The organism is Paenibacillus tianmuensis, from assembly GCF_900100345.1.
Taxonomy (GTDB): Bacteria; Bacillota; Bacilli; order Paenibacillales; family NBRC-103111; genus Paenibacillus_G; species Paenibacillus_G tianmuensis.
Genome location: NZ_FMTT01000023.1, coordinates 50705 through 69003, shown reverse-complemented (window position 1 = coordinate 69003; position 18299 = coordinate 50705). Strand labels below are relative to the sequence as shown.

Sequence of the window (18299 nt, the reverse complement as noted above, 5' to 3'; positions counted from 1 at the left end):
ATATAGTATTTATGTCGGCCTATTTGGAGGACTGATCATTCATCATTAAAGGGGGAGGTTACCTTGTCCAAAGCTAAAAAAATATTGCTGTTCTCTTTATCCGGTGTTTTGGCGTTAGGGGTCATCGCAAGCGGAGGCAGCTATTGGTTTGTCCGCCATTCGCTCGCAAAGACCGACGGCGAACTGATCTTGGGCGTATCCAAGCCGGTATCCATCGTGCGGGACGATTATGGGATTCCGCACATTTACGCTTCGAACGAGCGCGATTTAATGTTTGCGCAAGGGTATGTCCATGCTCAGGACCGCCTCTGGCAAATGGAGCTGGCGCGTCGTTCCGTCAGCGGAACGCTGGCCGAAGTGTTCGGCGAAGCCTTGCTGCCGCAAGATCGGTTTAACCGTACGATCGGTTTCAAGCGAATGGCTGATCAACTGGTTGCGAAGCTGGATGAACGGACCAAGGAAGCGCTGCAGGCCTATGCGGACGGTGTCAATGCCTTTCGGGAAACGGGTCCGCTGCCGATCGAGTATACGCTGACCGGCGCTGCTTTCGAGCCATGGCAGATCAAGGATTCGATCGCCATCGGCAAGAACATGGCATGGTATCTGGGCGATAACGCGATCACCGAGCTGTTCATGGCTTCATCCTTGAAGAAGCTCGGTATCGACAAAACGCAATCGCTCGTCCCGGGGGTCAAGCTGGTGGAAGAGGGGACCGTCTCGCTGAAGGACGGGGATGCGCGGAAGCTTGCCGACCTGATGCACGCGTCGCGCCGATACGGCATTCCCGGCGAAGGGCTCGGCAGCAACAATTGGGTCGTGGCAGGAAGCAAGAGCGCAACCGGCAAGCCGCTGCTCGCCAACGATATGCATCTGCAGTTGGGCGCGCCTTCGATTTTCTACCAAAACCACCTGAGCGTCTCCGGGCAGTACAGCGTAACCGGCGTGATCTTCCCAGGACTGCCCGGTGTCGTAGCCGGACATAACGAGCATATCGCCTGGGGCTTTACCAATTTGAACCCTGACGTGCAGGACCTGTATATGGAGAAGCCGAACCCCAATAATAAGCACCAGTTCGAATATGCAGGCCGTTACGAGGACGCCATCGTCATTGAGGAAACGTTTCGCGTCAAGGGATGGGCCGAGCCCGTTCGGGGCGAGACGGTAATTACCCGGCACGGTCCCATTATTACGGACATCGTCAAGGAGATCGGTTTGTCGGAACAGTCCGACCAGCCTTTGGCTCTCCGATGGACCGCCTATGACACCGGAACCGGCAACGAAATCACCGCTTGGCTCATGATGAACAAAGCCAAAAACCGCGACGAGTTTGAACAAGCGATGCGTCAATTTACCGCGCCCGCCCAGAACATTGTCTATGCGGACGATCAGGGGAACATTGGCTGGCGGGCGAACGGACGGATTCCGATCCGCAGCAAGGGGAACGGCATGCAGCCGGTGCCCGGCTGGACCGACGAATACGAGTGGAAGTCGTATATTCCATGGGAGGAGCTGCCGCACGCTTGGAATCCTCCGGAAGGTTATATTGCTACCGCCAACAACCGTGTGGTCGATGACAAGTACCCGTACTTTATCACCTATAACTGGTCGGAATCGTACCGCGCCGACCGGATCCGGGAGATGCTGCGGGAGAAAGCGCAGTTGACGCTCCAAGACATGCAGCGCATGCAAGGGGATTGGAAAAATTTGCAGGCAGTCCAATATCGGGATATCTGGCTGCCCATTTTGAAACGCGGCTCCTGGAACGCAGCTCAGCAACAGGCGCTGCGCACGTTGGAGGAATGGATGCGGGATCATCCGGTCGACGCCCCCGATCTGGTCGGTCCGTCTATATTCCATGTGACGCTGGACAAGACGATACAGAAGCTGTTTGAGCCGCAGCTTGGACCGGCACTCTATGCCGATTTCCTGACAACCGGATTGAGCCTTATCTCGGTAAACGAACTGTTCACGGGCAAAAACAAGAATTGGCTGGACGGCACCGGCGGCACGGTGGAGCAGGCGCTGCTCGACGGCTTCGAGGAGGCTCTTCGCCTGTTGGAGCAGAAGTTTGGCGACAGGGAGGAAAAATGGCTATGGGGGGCGATGCATACGGTGACGTTCGAGCATCCGCTCGGAGCCATAAAACCGCTTAATTTGATGTTTAATGACGGTCCGCACCCGTACGGAGGAAGCAGCGTTACCGTTGGCGCCGCCTCTTTTTCGCGAAAGCAGTGGCCCTATAAGGTGGTTGCCGGGGCTCCGTGGCGCTTCACGGCCGATCTTTCCAATTTAAAAGCATCGGAGGAAATCATGATCATGGGAGCCTCCGGTCAGCTCGGCAGCGCGCATTATGCGGATCAAACCTCCATGTGGCTCGACGGGCGCTACAAAACGATGTATTTCGATGAGGCGGATGTCACGGCTCATACGAAAGGAACGCTTGTCCTCCGTCCGCGCTAGAGGGGACGGAACCGGATGAACGCGGGGAGTTTACACTCCCGTCGTTTACGGGCTTTCGAGGCTAATGAGGAGCATTTCTAACCGCGATTGTGGTTGGGGATGCTTTTTTCTATTGACGTTGACAAGGGAAGAGGTGACACGAGCCGCTTTCCTCTAGTACTGCTTCGCGTTCCGGTTGAAATACTGGGTTGCAGCCGCTTTTTTAATGACATCAACTCTCGGGTGGATTTAGTTTACATAATAAATATTATGTAAACTTTAATGGTGCAAGCAAGTTGCTGATCAAATATGGTATAATAGCAGGAAATTTAAAAACCGTGGGGGGCTGAGGCCATGCTTGTCGTCACGGCGGAAGAATGAGAAGAGGATTGATCTGCATACGATTCAGACGCTTGGTATCCCGGCGCTAGTGCAGTTGGAGAATGCAGGGCGGGCGACACTTACAATTAATCCGATTGATTATAAATGTCATTAATATTTAATAACATTTATAATAAGTTTCGACACGTTTATGCTCTTTGTCACAAAAACGCCTCGAAAAAATCTTTCGGCTGTCGAATACTATAATGATGACGTTTGAAGGAGGAGGTTTCCATGGAGAAATCCATCAATCAACGTTACGTGCTTACCGAGCCGATTCTTCCGATGTTAAGCGGAATGCTATACAATGGGAAAGATTTGCCTTTACGAAGAGACGTCGTTTTTTTCGTCGTGGAAAGCACGGACGAAGCCGCCAAAGAGGCGTATATCCGCAAACTGCGGGAGGTTGCGCCGCTTAGCGACAATCGTTTTTTACATATTCTTGATGTAGGGATGGAGCCGAATTATATTTTTGCCGTGCTGAAGACGTTCGACGGCAAGCCGTTTATCCAAGAGCTGAAGGGGCATCGTTTTACCCCGGAGGAAGCGGTCTCCAAAGTGCTCGAGCTTGGCAAAGGCCTGATGGACGCGCTTGAGGAAGGGATATCCGGCTGTTCTGTACATGCGGCGAACCTGTGGCTCAACGATGACGGTCAGCTCAAGATCATTAATTATTGGGAAAAAGGAACACACGCGCAGCGCGGCGCTCAAGGTCTCGGCTGTCTGCTGTACCAGATCCTGACCCGTTCCGAATCGATCCCGGTTTCGTTCGATACGATAGAGCACCGGCTTCGCGAGGCGCTTGTGGCGATTCCGAGCGTAGAACAGGAGCTGCTGATTGCCACGCTGCGCCGGGTGTGGAACGATCAGGAGACTCTGGCTTCGTTTATGCTCGTGCTGCAGAGCTTGCGGCAGGACACGGCCGTCAGGCAGGAGGTGTCCAAGCCGGTGCGGGAGAGACAAGTCCAGGAAAAGACAGAACCGGAGAGAGCGTATGAAGAGGAAGATCCGGCCGAAGAGGAGGAGGCACCGCCAAGGAGAAGCTTGGGGCGGGCAGGCCGTAAGCTTCTGGTCGGAACGGCTATTGCCTGCTTGGGAGGGGCCGCAGCTTTTGTATGGTTGGGGAAGGATCGAGAGGAGCCTTCAGGCAAAGGCGTCTCGCCGGCCCAAACCGAGCATTACGCTCCCGTGCAGCCGTCGCATCATACCTATGACAAGCCGGCCGGGCCTGAAGTTGTAAGTGACCCAAATCAGAAAAAAGCGGAAGACAAAATCGTGATCGTGCCTAATTTGATCGGTCTGCAGAACGATACGGCTGGCAAGCAGGCCATAGCGGCCGGACTGCGTTACGGATTCGATATAGTGGCCAACGAACGCGAGGAAGGCACGGTATTCAAGCAGGAGCCGGCTGCCCATACGCAGGTCACCAAAGGCACCGAGATCAAATATTGGGTAAGCAAAGGAAAGCAGCCATAAACAAGCCGGCCCCGAGCGAGACGGGGACCGGCTTATAGGCGTTATTCCGAAGGCTTATCGATCGCCTCCGCCATCGTTTTATCGGTCAGGTGGGCGTAGATTTGCGTCGTTTCCGGCGACGCGTGCCCCAATTGTTCCTGTGTTTTGTACAAATCGTTGCGCAGATAATAGTCGGTCGCGAACGAGTGGCGCAGCTTATGCACGGACAAGTAAGGCTTGCCGAACCGTTTGGCGTATTTGATCACCATCTCTTGAATGGCGCGCTTGGTCATGCGTTCGCCTTCTTTTTTGCCGTTGGCGACGGCAAGGAAGAGGGCTTTTTCCCGTTTGGGCGCTTTGTATCTCAGCTGGCGTTGCTCCAAATACGCGGACAAGGAATCGACGGCTTCCTGCCGGAAATAAACCGGCGTCTTGAAGGTATCGTCGTTTTTACCTTTACGGTATACATACGTCAGCCTTTTCTTCAAGTCGATGTCTTCGACATTGAGATTAAAAACCTCGGATACGCGGAGGCCTGAATTAAGAATAAGGCTGATGATGCAGACGTCGCGAACCTTGTTGAGCTCGTAGGAATATAACGCTTGCTTGTTTTTGGCGACATTGACCGGATAGCCGGTTTGTACGTACTCGATAAATTCCGCAATTTCTGACTCCTGCAGCAGCTTCCCCTCCAGCTTGGCCGCGGTATCCTTCGGCTTGTGCGTGCGCTTGATCTCGACTTTGGCCATTACGTTGCGCTTCAGCAGCGGATAAAAGTCCTCGTCCTCGGCAATTTGGCTCAAGTAATGGAACAGCGACCGCAGCGAGGACAGCTTGCGGGCGATCGTCGTCTTGCCGTTCGAATTTTCTTTGCGCGTGGCAAGGAACATTTTGAAATTGTCGATGCTGTCCATATGCAGCCGTTCCAGGTCGATGAGCGGCACGTCCTTTACCGTTGGCGCGGACGACAAGCCTTCCGCAAGCAGCCATGATAAGAAAGTATCGTAGTCCCGCACATATTCGAGCAGCGAAGAAGGGGAGAGGTCGGGCAGCTTGTAATTGATGAATTTCTCTACATACCATGGCATGGAGGGCAATTTTTTCTCCAGCTCGCTGCGGTCTTTGATTTTGATAATATTCATGCGAACCGCCTCCATATGCATAATAGTTTACATAATAAATGTTATGTAATGAAATTGTCGAAGGAATAGTCAACCCTTCATATTTTGTTTACATAATAATAATTATGTAAACTTATCGGGAAATATCCTGAACCTTTCCGGGTTCTTCATTTATTATGGAGAGCAGGAACAGGTCTGTCAATTTAGCGGGATGTTTTTTCTTCCCGGCAAACACCGATGCAAAAAACGCCGTCTGCTTGAATTTCAAGTTCAAGCAGACGGCGTTTTTCTAAACTTGCGTGCAATTTAGGAGGGCAGGGGAGTCGGAGTCGGTTTGGCGAAGCCTTTTTGATACTGCTTGTCGATCTGCTCGCGGATGTCTTTGGCTGATTGGCCCTGCTGCTGCCACTGCGCCGATTTGACGGCAATTTCCAGACATACGCCGCAGCGGGTGGCGTGATCGTCCCACACGACCGAACCGTCGGAGGCGGTTTCTTTAATGAAGCAGTTCATGTTGCTTTGATGCCCTGCGCTCTCGCCGCAGCCACAATAACAGGGGATATTGCGCAGCAGATCCTTCGTCTGGGCCGCGACCAAATACGCTTTCTTCATCTGCTCCGGCTGCTTGTCCAAGAAAGAGGGCAGCGTGGTCAGCGAAGCCGTCTTCTCTTGCAGATCGCCGCTTGGCGTCTGATGCGGGGCATGAGACTCCTCCGCCGCCTTGGAACCGCCGCAAGCGCTCAGCATCAGCAGAAGGGCGGTTGAAGCCAGAACTACAGTTGCATGTCGAAACAATGGATTCACCTCGTCTCATTCGCTTTATTCGATCAAATTATACCATACCCGTGTATACCATGACAAAAGCAGCTTTGCCCTGGCTCGCCCTGATTCGGGCACGATCACCGTCACCGTTGGGAGGATAGACGAAGATCAAGAAGGTCTTTCGGCCTATGCGTCCTTTACTTGCAACATCCTTCGCGCAAATCATTCCCTTCTCAACCTGAAAATGAAATGGATTGTATCCCATAATAGTGGAAATTTATCCCTCGTCATCACCGTACCGATATGCCATAATGAAAAGGAATGAGCCTAAAGTACCTTATATGCCAAGAGGAGGGAATTGATGTGTTTACTACGATCGTCCAAATTTTGCGCCAAATTAAGGAGGACAACCCGCCGCTGCGGGAAAGGCTTACGCTCGAAACGGATTTGAACAACGATTTTCGTCTTCGTTCCATGGGCACTTAATCATGCTGTCGAGTAAATCTGCCGTCGCTGTGCGCAAAACGGTCATGGGCACATTTGACCCGGAAACGCGTTGGAGAGATCCTTTGCTGTCGATGCTGCCCCGAATTCCCGACCCGGAAAGGGACCGGATCGTTCTTTGTATGGATGAACTGCTTTTTCCGCTGTGCGGACCTAACGATATATTGTATAGTCGCTGCGGGATCGACGAAGTGCTGCTGGATTATTTCGCCAGGCTGGGCGTTTCGTTTCACCACCACAGCGTCGTGGACTTGACTTCGCCGGAAGCCGAAGAAGCGCTGCGCTCGCAGGATTTCGCGTCGTGTATCTTTAAGCTCGCTCCCCAAGACGGAATCCCCAGCTTCAATGCGGACAAGCCGTATGTGCTTGCTCCGTACGCGGTAACCGAAGAGGCGCAAGAGTATGCGGGAAAGGTAGTTTTCGCCAACCCTCTTCCGGATTTGGCTGTAGTGAAGCGCGTGAACTCCAAGCTGTATCACCATCGGCTGCTGGAGGATACGGGACTGCACGCTTACGGTACGCCGGCTATGAGTGCGGAGGAAGTGGAGCAATACGGCACCGAGCTGCTGCTTAAAGGCGCTTTTCTGATCAAGGACCTGTTCGGCGTATCGGGCAAAGGCAATTTGCTGATCGAAAGCCCGTCGCTGCTGAAACGGATCGTTTCGTACTTGCGGAAGCAAGAAGAAGCCGGCTCCCAGACGCTCTTTTTGCTCGAACCGCTGTTGCCCAAAGCAGCCGACTTCTCCAGTCAATGGCTGCTTGAGTCGGACGGCTCCCGAGAGCTGATTTCGGTGCAGCGCATGATAAACCGCCAGCAAAATTATGGCGGCTCCGTCACGGCGGAAGCCGCCTTTGTGAACTCCCTCGAACAAAAAGGGTACTTCCGGATGCTTGAGGTGGCGCTGCGCGAACTGCATCTCGACGGCTATTTCGGATACGTTTGCTTCGACTCGATGGTGCTGGAGGGCGGAGAGCTTGTCCCCATCGTCGAGGTGAACGCCCGGATGTCGATGGGGCTCATCAATGCGCATCTGGACCGGCTGCTTGCAGGCTGGAGTCTCAAGGGCTGGCTTACCTATCTGTCCGTCGCTCTGCCGGATGGCTTCCGCTTCGATCGGCTGCTTCAAGCGCTGGAGGATGAGCAGCTGTTGTTTACCCCGCTGCGGTCAAGCGGCATCATGCCGCTATCCTCCGGTACGCTAACCGTAAATGGTGGCCCGGGCGGGCGGTCTTCGGCGAAGCCGAAAGGCCGGTTGTACGTGTCGGTGATCGGACAGACGGAGGAGACCCGGGAAGTGGCGTTGGAGCGGCTGAAGCAAGTGCTGCATGACCTCTCGGTGACAGTATTCCATTAACGGAAGGACAGGGGGCTGTCCATGACCAAGGACGCAATCACGCTGTTGGCCTCAGGTAATTCGCTTGGCGCCTATATTCCTGCGATACATCTTCGGGAAACCCTTGCGCGCCAACATATCCGGGCGGAAGTGCGGGTGCTTGAAACGCTCTATCTCGAGGAGATCCGCAGCAAAATCAATGGGTATAAAAAAGCGTTTCACAACAATTTTTCCGTCGCCTTGACCGGGCATCGGATGGCCAAGGACATCAGTCCGAATCTCGATGATTCGGCGGTCCGCGGGCTGCACGCGCATTGGCAGCAAACGGGCTGCGCGACGTTTATCGCATTTACGGGGTTTTGGCTGCCTATTTTGGAAGCCTACAAGGAGGTTGCAGGCTTTCCCGTCCATATCGAATGGATTCATATGGATGCTTGCGACACCCCTTCGTATAAGGTTTATAAGTCTTCCTACCAAGCGTATCGCAATGTGCAGTTTTACGATCCCGGGCTCGGAAGCCCCGGTTTTTGGATCGCGCCGCCGGACGCCGATGCCGCGTCCTTTGAGGAACGGAACGACCGATTTCTTATTCATGGCGGCGGCTGGGGGATCGGCACCTATCGGGACAAAATCGAGCGGCTGCGGCGCGGCGGCTGCCGGCTGGATATCATTGCGTATGACGAGAGCGAAGTGCAGGAGGACGACGGGGAAACCCGCTATTTTATGGTGGATTCCGAGTGGAGTCCGTGGATCAGGGATACGGGGGGAGCATACACCTATCCCCCGATGCTGGAGCTCGTGAGGCGGCAGGGGACGATCGAGCGGCGCAGGCTGCCGGACTACGCATCCTATTTGGAGCTCGTTCGCTTAAGCCGGGCGATTATCAGCAAGCCGGGAGGCGCTACCTTGAACGATTCGCTGGTGTACGCCACGCCGCTGCTGCTGCTGGAGCCGTTCGGAAATCACGAGGAAAGCAATGCCGCCTTTTGGAAGCGGTGCGGATTCGGCATCGACTATGACGATTGGGAGGAGGCCGGATTTCCGGCCGCGTCTTTGCAGTCCTGCCACGAACGGCTGCGAAAGCAGCGCAGCACAGCCTGCCACTACGGAAGGGAATGGGATACGGCTCCAAACGAGCGTTACGTCTAACCCATTATACGATCAGGAGGACGCCATGGAACGGATCTGGGTGAGCGGACTGCACAAAGCCTACGATTATTATACGAAGGAAGCGGGGCTCCGGCATTCCTTGAAAAATTTGTTTTCCCGCAAAACGTTGACGAAGGAGGCGGTCAAGTCCATTTCGTTCGAGATCGCTTCCGGGGAATGCGTCGGCTTCATCGGGCCGAACGGCGCCGGGAAGACGACGACGCTGAAGATGCTTTCCGGGATTCTTCATCCGACCAGCGGGGAAGCCTCGGTATTCGGGCATACGCCTTGGGAGCGCAAAAACGAATTCAAGCGCATCTTCTCGCTCGTTATGGGGCAAAAAAATCAGCTGTGGGTCGATTTGCCCGCCATCGAGTCGATCTACCTGAACAAATGCATTTACCAGATTCCGGATGACGCCTACGAGCGGATGCTTGCCGAGCTGTCGGAGATGCTGGATGTGAAGCATTTGCTGCACGTGCAGGTCCGGCGGCTGTCGCTTGGCGAACGGATGAAGATGGAGCTGATCGCGGCGCTCATCCACAGTCCCAAATTATTGTTTCTGGACGAGCCGACGATCGGCCTCGATCTGATCTCGCAGAAGAAGATCCGGGAGTTTCTGACCTATTACAACGAGCAATTCAAGGCAACCTTGATTTTGACCAGCCATTATATGAAGGATATCGAGGACGTCTGCAAGCGTACGATTGTCATTAACGAAGGCCGTATCTTGTACGACGGCGATTTCAAGAAAATCAACGAGCTGTTCAACGAAGTCAAGGTGCTGAACGTTCAGTTTTCTGAGCCGGTGCCGGAAGAAAGTCTGAGATCGCTCGGCTGCGTCACGAAGCGCGACTCGTATCACGCGGTAATCGAGCTGCCGAAGGAGCAGTTGAAGCCGGTATCCCGGATGCTGCTTGACCGGTTTCCGGTCGTCGATTTCACGGTGGCGGACCTCCCGCTTGAAGAGAGCATTGCCAAGCTGTACGGCAAAGAAGCAGCCACCGGATAACCCCGCAAGCGAAAACAACCGCATCTACTTGAGGAGGGCAAGGGGGGAGTTTATGTTATGAGTCGGTATCAATTGCCGCTGCAGCCGCCGCCGATCAAAGGCTTCTTGCGTTGGGCGTATACGTTATCGATTACGCACAATTACGAGGAGACGCTGCCTTGGTACTATACCAATTTCATCCAAATGTCGTGCACGAAGCACTTTCTGGAGAAACGGCAGCAGTTTTTTTTCGATTTTTTCCGGGGCAAGCCGAACGAGCTGAATTTCAACAATCCGTTTCTTTTGACCTGCGCGGTCAATTATGAACTGCTGTCCGGTTTTCGGCCGGATGAGCTTGTCGAGTTTATGGTCGGGCGCATTCGCCAAGGCTATTATGCGATCGTCTTCATCGACGAATCGAAAATTACGATCGGCCCCGCCTATGGGGGCGACGCCTTTCCCCATCATCTGATGCTCTCCGGATACGATCTAAAGGAACGAACGTTCGACGTCTCGATGTTCGATGGCAATCTGGTGTACCGGACCCTCAAAATTCCGTTCGAGGAATTCATAAGCGCCTGCGAATCGATGAGGCGGCTTATCGAAAGCGGGCTTACGGCGGATCACCATACGTTTTTTTACCGGTTCAACGGGGAGCATCCCTTTGCGTTTGATCCGGTGGCGGTCGCGGATCAGTTGCGTGATTATTTGAACAGCGAGACTCATTTGAACCGGATCAATTATAACCCGGATGGCGAAGTGTTCGGTCTGGCGACATACGAGTATCTCCAAATGTACTTCAGAGCCGCAGCGGAGCGGCATCCTTCGTTGGTGTCGCCCAACGGCGTAAGGCATCTGCATTTGCTCTGGGAGCACAAAAAGGTGATGGCGGACCGAATCCGGTACTTCACGCGGCACGGCATCATCGAACAGGACGAGGAACTGCATCAGTCGTTTGAAGAGCTCGCGAACAAGGCGAAGCTGCTGCGCGATCAGCTGGCTATCGCGGAAACGAAGGGCGATGAGCGGATTTTCGCGAAGATGCCCGCCAAGCTGGAGGCGTTTAAGGAAAGAGAGCCGGCACTGCTGGAGCGGCTGTTAAAGCGCGTGGAATCGGGACAGCCGGTAGGAACATAGCCAGAAGGAAAACAGCTGCTTGCGGGCGGCTGTTTTTTCATGCACCGCGGTTTGGAGCCGCATTATTGTGGTTGAACCGATCGCCGCTTCGACATATACTAGATCGAAACGATCTGCGACACGATACTGCCTGCGTGTGCCTCGGCGCCGCAGCATGGATTCCAAAAATAAGAAATGGGGGAAAATGAACATGGATACGCGTCTTTACTTGCAGCGCATCGAAGTAGCAGAGCCTGTTCAACAGACCTTGGAAGGCTTGACGCTGCTGCAAAAGCGGCATGTGACCCGGGTTCCTTTTGAAAATTTAGATATTCTGCGCGGCATTCCGATCGCGCTTCGGACCGGCGACCTCTTCGATAAACTGGTAAACCAGCGCAGGGGAGGCGTCTGCTACGAGTTAAACGGATTGTTCTGCGAGCTGCTGCGCCGGATTGGGTTCGAGACCCATATGATTGCCGCAACCGTCTATCGGGGGGAAAGCCAATGGGGGACGGAAGGCTCGCATGCCACCAATCTCGTTCGTTTGGAGGGGCGTCTATATTTGGTTGACGTCGGCTTTGGCGGCAACTCCCCGCGCCGTCCGGTGCCCATAACCGGGGAGGAGATTCAGGACGCGGACGGTTTCTATCGGATCAGAGCGTATCCTGAGCTGCGGAACGGATATATTTTGGAAAAGAAGGAGGAGCGGGACTGGACCATCCTGTACAGGTTTGATCTGGAACCGAAGCAGCTCGAGGATTTTGCCGAGGTGTGCAACGAGACGCAATACGCCCCGGAATCGCCGTTCAACAAAGTTTATTTTTTGATGAAAGTGACGGAGGCAGGCCGGATGACGCTGTTCGATCATTCCTTGACCGTAGTCGACGGCCCGACTAAAGCCAAAGAGACGATCGAAGCCGGCCGCATCGACGACATCTTGGAGCGGTTTCTCGCTCCCTAAGTCCGGCGCACCATTGCAGCGGTTCACGAGCATGACATATAATAACGACAGACTTGCGAGAACAAGGCAGAGGAGCGTACTTATCAATGAACAAACCCATTCCATTACATAAACACGGATTTCCCGCCAGCCGGATTGTGCTCGGCTGCATGGGGCTTGGCGGAAGCTGGGACCGGGAGCCGTACACGGCGGAACACGTCAAGCAGGCGCATGAAGCGGTCGAGGCGGCGCTCTCCGCAGGCATCAATATGTTCGATCACGCGAACATTTACACCAAGGGCAAGGCCGAGCAAGTGTTCGGTCAAGTGTTGAAGGAGCGTCCCGATCTGCGGGAGCGGATCATCATTCAATCCAAATGCGGCATCCGCTTCGAGGAAGAGGGGGTTCCGGGGCGGTACGATTTCTCGAAGGAGCATATTGAAGCGAGTGTCGACGGGATTTTAAGCCGGCTCGGCATCGAGACGCTGGATATTTTGCTGCTGCACCGGCCCGATCCGCTGATGGAACCGGAAGAAGTGGCGGAAGCGTTCCAGCGACTGCACGAAGCGGGGAAAGTGAGAGCGTTCGGCGTCTCGAACATGAGCGCGGCGCAAATCCGCTTCCTGCAGTCCGCGATCCGGCAGCCGCTCATCGCGAATCAGCTGGAAATGAGTCTGCTCAAGCTGGACTGGCTGGATGCAGGCGTGCATTTAAACCAGCCGCAGGGCACCGGCGTCTCGTTCCCGGAAGGGACGATGGAATTTTGCCAGATGGAACATATCCAGATCCAGGCATGGAGCCCGCTCGCGCGGGGTCTGTTCACAGGCGGCGACTTGTCGGGGCAGCCGGAATCCGTCCGGGCCACCGCAGCCTTGGTCAGCCGTATGGCTGAGCAGAAGGACGTATCGCCCGAAGCGATTGTGCTCGCGTTTCTGCTGCGTCATCCCGCGAAGATCCAGCCGGTGATCGGCACTGTGCGTCCCGATCGCATCCAGGCTTGCGGCGAAGCGGAGCGGATCACGCTTACGAGGGAAGAGTGGTACACGCTCTACGTTGCCTCACGGGGCCGCACCATGCCGTAAGCACAGCGTTCTGCGAAAACGCTCGGTATCGTCAAACGAAGGGTGCGCACTGTAGAAACCATCACCGGAAATAGGGGTACCGCCAACAAAACGCGAAAAACGTACGCATGTTTTTCAAGGATATGTTGGCGGCCGCCCTATTTTTTTATATTTATAATATATTATTATTTACAAAGTATATAAAAGATGTCATGCTAAATATGTTAGGATTTGGAGTTGTGAAAAAGCAGATGAAAAAATATAATTAAAGGAGCGAAAACAATGAATGCAAAAGAATTACGGGAAAAAATAGCATCTTACTGTGAAGAATATGATAGCTTGTATGGAAGATTAGTAAAACCTATAAACGAAATGCTTATGGAAATCGATGCGGGCATTTCAGAAGAAACAGCAAATCAAGTATTGGAAAATCTTAAATTATTTCACGAAGGAAATAAATATATAGCTGATTGCCATCTGGACGAAAGTAACAATTTTATTAAAGACGGCATCGAAGAATTAAAAAAAGGAAACCTCGCCGACGGAGCGTTACAAATATTTGGCGCAGGGTTAAATTTCGCCAGTTTTGCAGCGAAGGCTGCTGGAGTAAAGCATATTAATCCCCATGAAATGATCAACGAGCGATTCAAATTAATAAAAAAATCATTGGAATAAGTTTTAGGTCTTGGACACAATTAAAAACTCGATTTCCTGTACACGAAGGGACTCGAGTTTTTTGCTCTAATTGCCAAGGCAAATTCTCTCCAAGAAATATGGTACAATTAGATTGAGGTGGTATAAATGATATTAGTGAGCTCTTGTTTAGCAGGGCTAGAGGTAAGATATAATGGTACGCATTGTTTGGATAACAAGATACGCCAATTGTTAGAAGATAACCAAGCGATAACTGTATGTCCAGAATTGCTCGGGGGATTTTCAACTCCAAGAGAACCAGCTGAGATCGTTGGTGGTAGTGGGGAAGATGTCCTTGATGGTAAGGCTAAAGTTGTCGAGAAATCGGGGAGAGACGTTACAGAACTGTATGTAAAGGGAGCTTATGCTACTCTAAGAAAAGCTCAAGAGGTCGACGCAACAGTAGTTATTCTTAAGGAGTTTAGCCCCTCTTGTGGAAGTTCGATGATTTATAACGGTGAATTTAAAGGTAAGAAAATTGTTGGAAATGGAGTAACAACTGCTCTACTTAGAAGAAACGGAATTCAAGTCGTTTCAGAAGAGAGACTTGCTGATTTTCTTTGATCATATGAGAACCGGAATCCTTTAAGGGTCCGGTTTTTTTCGTGCAAGGCATTTATCGCTTCAAGATGATGGTTTATTTTTTGCTTGAGAGAGGCAAGGAATTTGTTATAATAAATGTGGATATTTGGAAACGAAAGGAGATATCGTATGGATAAATTTGAAGAGACATTATTTACAACCAGAGAGCAGTTGCTAAATGAGGTTTCTTCTCTAAGTTTTGATGAATTCAATCGTCGGTTTGAGATGAGTAAATGGAGTATAGCTCAGGTTTGTCATCATTTGTTTATTACAGAAAAGTTGTTCGCAAAAGCAATTGTGTTTGGGCTTGAACAAAAGAATCCAACCGGTTCAGAACACATACCGGTTCACTTTGTGTCAGATCGGTCTAATAAGATTCAAGCCCCCAAGATTTCGGAACCAAGCTCCGAAGCTTTTCAAGTTTTGCAAATCGTTCAACTATTAAGCGAATCAAGAAATAAATTGATGGATGTTCTTAGTAAGATAGACGACAAATCCATTTTGAAGGCAATATCAGTAAATCATCCTGTTTTTGGCGACTTGCCCTTAGATCAATGGGTTGAATTATTGTATTTGCATGAGGAACGACATATCGAGCAAATTAAAGAGCTGAAAGCGCTGTGCTAAGGGATAACGAATCCCGAGGGGATCGAGAAAGGATAAAGATGGCCGTTCAGACAAAAGGAGGTTTTCCCGGTTTCCTCGGATACGACAATGATTAACGCATCGGTCCGCTCCGACAGCCCGATGGCGGCGCGGTGACGGGTTCCCAGCTTTTGATTGGGGAAGGTTCGTTCGGTCAGAGGGAGGATGTTGGCGGCCGAGACGATCTGATCGGAGCGTATAAATACGGCCCCGTCATGCAGCGGGCTGCCCGGAACGAAGATGGACTCTAGCAAGGAACTGGTAATTTCCGCGGACAGGAGGATGCCCGGGGTGATCCAGGAATCGATGCTATCCTCCCGCTGGATGACAATGAGAGCGCCTTGGCGTTTGAGACCCAGGTGGTTCACCGAACGGGAAATCTCTCTATACTTGCTCGTATAGGGCGACAGAAAACAGTTCAAATAATAGGTCGATGCAAGCGCCCCTGTCTTGGAGAACCGCTTGGAAATATGCTCGATCTCGTTAAGCAGGCACGTATTGACCTCGTCCAGGCTGGAAACGACCTTTCCGATGCTGTGTAGGATGTCCGTTAATTGTTCCTTGAGCTCCTTTTTTAAAGGGGAAACGTCACATTCCAAATGCTCCATCTGCGAATCCCATCCTTTCCATAGTTTAGCTTAACCGATCCAAAAAGCGATTATTCGAGGCTCCAACAACGAAAAAGGGCAGCCCCGAAGTCATCCGGGAATGACTTGTGGGACTGCCCATCGTACTATTTCCGGTTCGTATCCGCATAAACGGCCATCGCATCGCGCATAAATTTCGCCAATCCGTCGCCGAAGCGGTCGATGCTTTGGGTGAAGCGCTCGTCATCCATATACATTTGACCCAAGCCTTTGAAGGCTTCGAGCGAGTAAGGACCCATTTGGTTCAATAGCTCGTACCATTCTTTGATGGCCGCCTGTGCCTCCGCGGAATCCGGCGAGCCGCCGCGAAGTTCGGCCAGCTGGGCGTAGATCCCATTCATCGTTTTGCCCATCGCTTCCTGTTCGTTTTTCGACATGGAGCCGACCTTGGCGTTGGCCTTATCGACCGCTTCATTGCCCCAGCGTTCGTGGGCTTCTTGCTCATAAGGATTTCGGCTGAAGTCAAAGCCTTCAAATTTTTCTTTCGTCGTCATTTGAATTTCTCCTTTCGCGTGTCGCATCGTTTTATCGATCGTCGCTATCATGTTATCGAGCCTGCTGCGTTTTTCGAACAGCATGTTCCGGTGCAGCTCCAGCGCTTCCAGACGGTTAAAGGAAGGACTGTGTATCATTTCTTTGATTTTCGTTAAAGGGAAGTCAAGTTCTCTGAAAAATAAAATCTGCTGCAGCATTTCAAGATTATCGTCAGAGTACAAGCGATACCCGGCTTCCGTAGTCCCATCCGGGGTCAATAATCCAATCGCATCGTAATGATGAAGCGTGCGCACACTGATGCCGACTAAATCCGCAACCTCTTTCACTTTCACCGGAATCGTCGAGACCTCCTTTCAAGCATCACTATAGAGTATAAAGTAACGTTAGAGTCAACAACAAAATACAACCCTTAAAAACAAAAAACACTTCCGATGAGAGAAGTGTTTTTTTGCGGTGACCCGCTTCCCATACCCAATTACCTGTACGAGTTCCGGGACATTCTTTCCATCCGTTGATCCTGCTTGCGTTCGTGAACGACCAGACAAGCGTGAATGACGCCCGGCAGCCAGAAGAAGAGCGTCAGAATAAAGTTGAGAAGGGCCTGTATCGGTTTTCCGCAAAATAGAACGGCTACAGGAGGGAGCAGTATAGCTAGAAGATACATCCGAAAAACCTCCTTTTAGGTTCGTTATTCTGTTATACGAGATTAGGTTTGAAAAGTTTCTGGGAAGCGATCGTGCAATTATTGCATGGGAGGAAAACCGCTCCCGCATCCCTTCCATGGCGTATGAAGGGGCAGTACCAGCGAAGCTGTCACCACCCGCAAAGTAAGTGGAAGAAAGGTAAAAACTATTTGTCACATGTTGACATACCTCGTCAGGTGAGCGTTGCTTATCAGGAACTCAAAGGAAGCGTACAATGATTTTATTCGTAAGCCTTGGGCTGGATGAGATCGTTCGGGATGAACTATAGGGAACGAGAGTTCAGTGATTTGATGGAAAGTTGATAACAAAAAGCAGACCAGGCCTGTTTTATTCCAGTTTTGGTCTGCTTTTTGTTGGAGCAAAACATAGAGATATGGCGATTCGACGCATAACAAGCAATGCTGTGGAACTACGAGCAGACGTCAGCTTTAAGCCAAAGTTATTAATATCCCTTACCTAGAGCGTTCTTGTCAGCCTGTAGAACTCCTCCGTTCACTACTCGCTTTTTGGCTCCCTCCAAAATAGCAATGGTTGCGGTCGCACCGAATCGGGATGCGCCGACTGCCCTTATCGCGAGTGCATTGTCCAATGTGCGTACACCTCCAGCGGCTTTTATCTGTACACGTGGTCCGGTGACGCGGCGCATCAATTCAAGGTCTGGAATCGTTGCTCCACCCGAACCGTAACCGGTTGAAGTTTTGATAAAATCCGCTCCGGCGTTTTCGCACAAACGAGAAGCAATCTCTTTCAGTTCATCCGTTAGATAGCAATTCTCAAGAATCACCTTGACGGCTACTTGATGATTATGGGCAATCTCCACCACTGCTCGGATATCTTGTTCTACATAATCAAACCTGCGGGATAACAGTCTTCCTATGTTCAGAACCATATCGAGCTCAACTGCTCCGTCACGAATCGCTTCTTCTGCTTCAAGTACTTTGATCTGGGTCAAATTCGACCCGTGTGGAAACCCAATAACTGTCGTGACAAGGACATTGGTACCTTGAAGTTCCTCCTGGGCAATTTTCACATCGCAAGGCTTTACACATACGGACGCGACATCGTATTGTTTTGCGATTCTGCAACCTTCACGTACCTCTTGTTCTGTGAGTTCCGGCTTTAAGAGGGAATGGTCAATCATCTTAGCAATATCTTGAACAGTGGTCATTGTAGTTCCTCCTAATATATGTTATGTATCAAATGTATCATACGTTTGATTTAAGTTCAACCGTGACTTGCTCCTTTAATGTTTGTAAAGTATCATACAAGTAAAGACGATC

General features: G+C 51.7%; 19 protein-coding genes. 12 read left to right on the top strand and 7 right to left on the bottom strand.

Features of this window, described 5'->3' with window-relative positions; translation table 11 throughout:
- The first annotated feature begins 63 nt into the window (after positions 1-63).
- Together BLO51_RS16000 and BLO51_RS15995 are read left to right on the top strand one after the other, a co-directional pair.
- Positions 64-2460, top strand: coding sequence for a penicillin acylase family protein (locus tag BLO51_RS16000; protein WP_167670232.1), 2397 nt, complete (start codon positions 64-66; stop codon positions 2458-2460).
- A gap of 594 nt (positions 2461-3054) precedes the next feature.
- The gene (locus tag BLO51_RS15995; RefSeq protein WP_090673480.1) at positions 3055-4296 is read left to right on the top strand and encodes a PASTA domain-containing protein; all 1242 of its coding nucleotides are present in this window, start codon (positions 3055-3057) and stop codon (positions 4294-4296) included.
- Between the two features lie 41 nt (positions 4297-4337).
- On the opposite strand, the gene xerS is transcribed toward BLO51_RS15995, so the two are convergent.
- The 3 genes from xerS to BLO51_RS15985 all read right to left on the bottom strand — a co-directional run bounded on the left by xerS (position 4338) and on the right by BLO51_RS15985 (position 6143).
- On the bottom strand, positions 4338-5417 hold the full coding sequence (gene xerS, locus BLO51_RS15990) for a tyrosine recombinase XerS (protein ID WP_090673479.1): 1080 nt from the start codon (positions 5415-5417) through the stop codon (positions 4338-4340).
- 112 nt (positions 5418-5529) lie between these two features.
- Entirely contained in the window at positions 5530-5664 is a 135-nt protein-coding gene (locus tag BLO51_RS30850; protein ID WP_281180373.1) for a hypothetical protein, read from the bottom strand.
- Between the two features lie 38 nt (positions 5665-5702).
- Entirely contained in the window at positions 5703-6143 is a 441-nt protein-coding gene (locus BLO51_RS15985; RefSeq protein ID WP_090673509.1) for a PCYCGC motif-containing (lipo)protein, read from the bottom strand.
- Between the two features lie 378 nt (positions 6144-6521).
- On the opposite strand from BLO51_RS15985, the gene BLO51_RS30845 reads away from it, so the two are divergent.
- The 10 genes from BLO51_RS30845 to BLO51_RS15935 all read left to right on the top strand — a co-directional run bounded on the left by BLO51_RS30845 (position 6522) and on the right by BLO51_RS15935 (position 15155).
- A complete protein-coding gene (locus tag BLO51_RS30845) occupies positions 6522-6644 on the top strand; it encodes a hypothetical protein (protein WP_281180372.1) in 123 nt (40 codons plus the stop codon).
- Positions 6645-6646: 2 nt separating this feature from the next.
- On the top strand, positions 6647-8017 hold the full coding sequence (locus BLO51_RS15975; protein WP_090673476.1) for a hypothetical protein: 1371 nt from the start codon (positions 6647-6649) through the stop codon (positions 8015-8017).
- A gap of 21 nt (positions 8018-8038) precedes the next feature.
- Positions 8039-9145, top strand: coding sequence for a glycosyltransferase family protein (locus BLO51_RS15970; protein WP_090673474.1), 1107 nt, complete (start codon positions 8039-8041; stop codon positions 9143-9145).
- A 25-nt stretch (positions 9146-9170) separates the two neighbouring features.
- A complete protein-coding gene (locus BLO51_RS15965; protein ID WP_090673472.1) occupies positions 9171-10157 on the top strand; it encodes an ABC transporter ATP-binding protein in 987 nt (328 codons plus the stop codon).
- Positions 10158-10214: 57 nt separating this feature from the next.
- Positions 10215-11273 carry a hypothetical protein gene (locus tag BLO51_RS15960; protein WP_090673470.1) on the top strand — a complete coding sequence of 353 codons (1059 nt, stop codon included), beginning with the start codon at positions 10215-10217 and terminating at the stop codon, positions 11271-11273.
- Between the two features lie 190 nt (positions 11274-11463).
- Positions 11464-12213 carry an arylamine N-acetyltransferase family protein gene (locus BLO51_RS15955; RefSeq protein ID WP_167670231.1) on the top strand — a complete coding sequence of 250 codons (750 nt, stop codon included), beginning with the start codon at positions 11464-11466 and terminating at the stop codon, positions 12211-12213.
- Between the two features lie 86 nt (positions 12214-12299).
- Positions 12300-13274: an aldo/keto reductase gene (locus tag BLO51_RS15950; RefSeq protein WP_090673466.1), complete on the top strand. Its 975-nt coding sequence runs from the start codon at positions 12300-12302 to the stop codon at positions 13272-13274.
- 261 nt (positions 13275-13535) lie between these two features.
- A complete protein-coding gene (locus BLO51_RS15945) occupies positions 13536-13928 on the top strand; it encodes a hypothetical protein (RefSeq protein WP_090673463.1) in 393 nt (130 codons plus the stop codon).
- A 126-nt stretch (positions 13929-14054) separates the two neighbouring features.
- Positions 14055-14510 (top strand): 2-thiouracil desulfurase family protein, encoded by a 456-nt coding sequence (locus tag BLO51_RS15940; RefSeq protein ID WP_090673461.1) that lies wholly within the window; start codon positions 14055-14057, stop codon positions 14508-14510.
- A gap of 147 nt (positions 14511-14657) precedes the next feature.
- Positions 14658-15155: a DinB family protein gene (locus BLO51_RS15935; RefSeq protein WP_090673459.1), complete on the top strand. Its 498-nt coding sequence runs from the start codon at positions 14658-14660 to the stop codon at positions 15153-15155.
- Here the strand turns inward: BLO51_RS15935 and cdaS are convergent.
- The 4 genes from cdaS to deoC form a co-directional block, all read right to left on the bottom strand.
- On the bottom strand, positions 15152-15781 hold the full coding sequence (cdaS, locus tag BLO51_RS15930; RefSeq protein ID WP_090673457.1) for a sporulation-specific diadenylate cyclase CdaS: 630 nt from the start codon (positions 15779-15781) through the stop codon (positions 15152-15154). The two genes, BLO51_RS15935 and cdaS, sit on opposite strands and share 4 nt — an antisense overlap.
- Before the next feature lie 125 nt (positions 15782-15906).
- Positions 15907-16653, bottom strand: a complete 747-nt coding sequence (locus tag BLO51_RS15925) for a MerR family transcriptional regulator (protein ID WP_090673455.1) — start codon at positions 16651-16653, stop codon at positions 15907-15909.
- 137 nt (positions 16654-16790) lie between these two features.
- Positions 16791-16979, bottom strand: coding sequence for a YqaE/Pmp3 family membrane protein (locus tag BLO51_RS15920; protein ID WP_090673451.1), 189 nt, complete (start codon positions 16977-16979; stop codon positions 16791-16793).
- A 482-nt stretch (positions 16980-17461) separates the two neighbouring features.
- A complete protein-coding gene (gene deoC / locus BLO51_RS15915; RefSeq protein WP_090673450.1) occupies positions 17462-18187 on the bottom strand; it encodes a deoxyribose-phosphate aldolase in 726 nt (241 codons plus the stop codon).
- Positions 18188-18299: the final 112 nt, after the last annotated feature.